We start from the raw sequence: 3,886 nt of genomic DNA, 5'->3' as shown, positions 1-3,886 counted from the left end.
AAGCCCCGTTCAGGGGAGCGCGCCAAAGACCGGAAAAAAACGAAGCTGGAAAGGAGCTGCAGCACGGTATGGAGAAGAAGTTCAGGGTCGGGGTCCTCGGCGGGACCGGGATGGTCGGTCAGAGGTTCGTTCAGCTGCTCGCGGCGCACCCGTGGTTTGAAACGGCGGCCATCGCCGCCAGCCCGCAGAGCGCCGGTCGAACCTACGCGGAGACCGTGGAGGGCCGCTGGCTCCTCGACGGGGCCGTGCCCGATTCCGCGCGGGACCTCGTGCTGCGGGACGTGAGCGACGTGAAGGGCATGGCCGATCGCGTGGACTTCCTGTTCAGCGCCGTCAACATGCCCACGGACGAGGTCCGGAAGCTGGAGGAGGACTACGCACGGGCCGAAACGCCCGTGGTGTCCAACAACAGCGCCCACCGCTGGACGCCGGACGTCCCGATGATCGTCCCGGAGATCAACCCAACCCACGCGGAGGTCATCGAGGCCCAGAGGCGCAGGCTGGGCACGTCGCGCGGCTTCATCGCGGTGAAGCCCAACTGTTCGATCCAGAGCTACGTCCCGGCCCTCGCGGCCTGGCGCGACCTCGAGCCGCTGGAGGTCGTCGCGGCGACGTACCAGGCCATATCGGGGGCGGGTAAGAACTTCGACACGTGGCCGGAGATGCGCGGCAACGTCGTCCCCTTCATCGGGGGCGAAGAGGAGAAAAGCGAGCGCGAGCCCCTGAAGGTGCTGGGGCGCCTGCGGGACGGAGAGATCGTCCCGGCGGACGGGCCGCGCATCACCTGTCAGTGCCTCCGCGTCCCCGTCCTCTACGGCCACACGGCCGCGGTCCTCGTGAGGTTCGGCAGGGAGCCCTCCTCCGTGGACGAGCTGATCGCGCTCCTGAGGGACTTTCGGGGCGTCCCCCAGGAGCTGGGACTTCCCAGCGCTCCAAAGCAGTTCATCCACTACCTTGAGGCGGAGGACCGTCCTCAGCCGGCCCTCGACGCTCAGTGCGAGGAGGGCATGGCGATCTCCATCGGTCGTCTGCGGCGGGACCCCCTCTTCGGCTGGAAGTTCGTCGGCCTCTCCCACAACACGCTGCGCGGCGCGGCGGGCGGCGCCGTCCTGTGCGCGGAGCTCCTGGCGAGCCGCGGCTACCTCACGAAAAAATAGGGCATCCCCCAGACCAAACACGCAGATGATGAGGCAAATCAGATGATCAACGTTGCGATCCTTGGCTTTGGAACGGTGGGCGGTGGCGTCGCCGAGCTTCTGGACGCGAACCGGGACCAGGTGGCGCGAGCGGCGGGCGACCGGGTGCAGGTCAAGCATATTCTCGTCCGGCGCGACTTTCCCGGTTCCCGCTACGCGGAGCTCATGACCCACGACGTCGGAACGATCCTGAACGACCCGGAGGTGAGTGTGGTCTGTGAGGCCATGGGAGGGCTGGACCCGGCCCTCCCCTACGTCCGCTCCGCCCTCGAGCACGGCAAGTCCGTCGCAACCTCCAACAAGGAGCTGATCGACGCCCACGGTCCGGAGCTGGCCGCCGTCGCGCGGGCCCACGGCCTGAGCCTGCTCTTCGAGGGCAGCGTGGCCGGGGGCATCCCCATCCTGAGCACGATCCGGGACGCCTGCGCCCACGAGCGCTTCGACTCCGCCGTCGGGATATTGAACGGGACCTGCAACTACATCCTGACGCGGATGGAGCGCGAGGGGCTGTCCCTGGCGGAGGCGCTGCGCCAGGCCCAGGAGAACGGCTACGCGGAGCGGAACCCGGACGCGGACGTCCTGGGGCACGACACGACCCGCAAGCTAGCTATCCTGGCGTCGCTTTTGTCGGGGACCCGCGTGAGCTCGGCTCAGATCCCCTGCGAGGGCATCATGGGGATTGAGGCCGCCGACCTGCGCCTCGCCCGCGAGCTCCGCTGCTCACTCAAGCTCCTGGGCGTCTGCCGGATGGACGCTACAGGGCTCTCCCTCAGGACGGCCCCCTACCTCGTCCCCCTCGCCTCCCCGCTCTATGGGGTCTACGACGTGTACAACGGCGTCCTGCTCCACAACACCACGCTCGGCGACCTGACGCTCTGCGGCCGGGGCGCGGGACGCTTCCCCACGGCCAGCGCCGTGGTGTCCGACGTGGTGCAGTGCGCGCGAAACCGGGGGCGGACCGTCGAGTGCGGGCTGACCGGCCAAGAGGCGAGGCTCGCCGGCGAACCCGCGGCGGAGGTGCGGAACCTGATCCGCGTCGCGCCCTCCGAGGCGCCCCTGGCGCGGGAGGTCTTTGTCGGCATGGAGGAGGTCGCCCTCGACGACGCTCCACAGGACTTCGCCCTCGTCACGCGCCCCATGACGGAGCGCCGCTGCTGCGAGGCCCTCGCGAAGCTCTCGACGCTGAGGAGCCGTATTCGGCTTTTGGAGGCGGGAGCATGAGGAAGGTCGTCAAGTTCGGCGGCACGTCCCTGGCGGACTCGGCGCAGTTCGGGAAGGTCCGGGACATCGTTCTGGAGGACGAGGCGCGCACGATCGTCGTTCCCTCGGCGCCCGGCAGACGGTCCGCCAACGACGTCAAGGTCACGGACCTGCTCTATCAGTGCTACGGGCTCGCCGCAGAGGGGAAGGACTTCCGAAGGCCCCTCCAGGCGGTGCGGGACCGCTACGTCGAGATCGTCCAGGGGCTTGCGCTGTCCCTGCCGCTGGACGAGGAGTTCCGGAAGATCGAGGAGAGCCTGACCAGCGCGCCGGACAGGGATTACACGGCCTCCCGCGGCGAGTACCTGAACGGGCTCGTGTTGGCCGAGTACCTGGGCTTCACCTTCCTCGACGCCGCGGAGCTCTTCCTCTTCGACGACGCGGGAAACTTCGAGGCTGCGCGGTCCCACGGCGTCCTGACCACACGGCTCGAGGAAACGCCAAGGGCCGTCGTCCCCGGCTTCTACGGGATCGACCCGGCCGGGAAGGTGCGCACCTTCCCCCGCGGCGGCTCCGACATCACGGGGGCCATCATCGCGGGCGCCTGCGGGGCCGCCGTGTACGAGAACTGGACGGACGTTTCAGGCCTATTGATGGCGGACCCGCGCATCGTGAAGGACCCCAAGGTCATCCGGGACATCACCTACAGCGAGCTCAGAGAGCTTGCCTACATGGGAGCGACGGTCCTGCACGAGGACGCCATCCTCTTCGTTCGGAGGGCGGGCGTCCCCATCAACATACGGAACACCAACCAACCGGAGGACCCCGGCACCTGGATCGTCGGGCACACGGCCAAGCAGTCGAGCCACACCATTACCGGCGTCACGGGCAAGAAGGACTTCTGCTCCATCATCCTGGCGAAGGACCGCCTGCACTCCGACCCCGGCTTTCACAGCCGGGTCGTCCGGTGCTTCGAGGAGAGCAACGTCCCGCTGGAGCACCTCCCCTCCGGGATCGACACCATGACCGTGGTGGTCCACGCCTCCCATTTTCTCGACCGTGAGCAGGAGGTTCTGGCCCGCCTGGCCCGCGTCGCCAGGCCGGACACCCTGGACATCGAGCCTGGCCTGGCCCTGATCGCCGTCGTGGGGCGCGGCATGAAATCCCGCAGCGGGACGGCCGCGAAGATATTCACGGCCCTCGCCAGGGTGCGCGTCAACGTGCGCATGATCGACCAGGGGGCCTCCGAGCTCAACGTGATCGTCGGGGTGCTGAACGAGGACTTTGAGCGGGCGATCCGCTCCATCTACAGCGCGTTCGTGGAGGAGGACTCGCCGGACTAAGGCGCCCGTCCTCTGAAGGAAACGAGAAAAAACTGGATTGATGATTGACAAAGAGCACGACTTCATTGCGTCGTGCTCTTTTTTATCGGCCCGTTGTCGCAAATTTTGGGGACAGCATAGAGAGCCCTTAACGCCCTCTTTATTACC

3 protein-coding genes are annotated in these 3,886 nt (G+C 67.5%); all 3 read left to right on the top strand.

Going from position 1 to position 3,886, the window contains the following annotated elements:
- Positions 1 to 68 precede the first annotated feature (68 nt).
- The 3 genes from asd to ACO41U_RS09970 are packed head-to-tail and all read left to right on the top strand — an operon-like array spanning position 69 to position 3,739.
- Entirely contained in the window at positions 69 to 1,157 is a 1,089-nt protein-coding gene (gene asd / locus ACO41U_RS09980; RefSeq protein ID WP_485943635.1) for an aspartate-semialdehyde dehydrogenase, read from the top strand.
- 42 nt (positions 1,158 to 1,199) lie between these two features.
- Positions 1,200 to 2,417 carry a homoserine dehydrogenase gene (locus tag ACO41U_RS09975; protein ID WP_485943633.1) on the top strand — a complete coding sequence of 406 codons (1,218 nt, stop codon included), beginning with the start codon at positions 1,200 to 1,202 and terminating at the stop codon, positions 2,415 to 2,417.
- Positions 2,414 to 3,739: an aspartate kinase gene (locus ACO41U_RS09970; protein WP_485943631.1), complete on the top strand. Its 1,326-nt coding sequence runs from the start codon at positions 2,414 to 2,416 to the stop codon at positions 3,737 to 3,739. Before ACO41U_RS09975 ends, ACO41U_RS09970 begins: the two co-directional genes overlap by 4 nt.
- Positions 3,740 to 3,886 lie beyond the last annotated feature (147 nt).

This window comes from Fretibacterium sp., assembly GCF_057312375.1.
The sequence above is the reverse complement of the archived record's forward strand: the minus strand, read 5'-3'. Positions and strand labels throughout refer to the sequence as shown.

What these genes read in the sequence shown, in the direction of transcription:
- asd (WP_485943635.1), top strand. Translation starts at nt 69, where the DNA reads ATGGAGAAGAAGTTCAGGGTCGGGGTCCTCGGCGGGACCGGGATGGTC.
- ACO41U_RS09975 (WP_485943633.1), top strand. Translation starts at nt 1,200, where the DNA reads ATGATCAACGTTGCGATCCTTGGCTTTGGAACGGTGGGCGGTGGCGTC.
- ACO41U_RS09970 (WP_485943631.1), top strand. Translation starts at nt 2,414, where the DNA reads ATGAGGAAGGTCGTCAAGTTCGGCGGCACGTCCCTGGCGGACTCGGCG.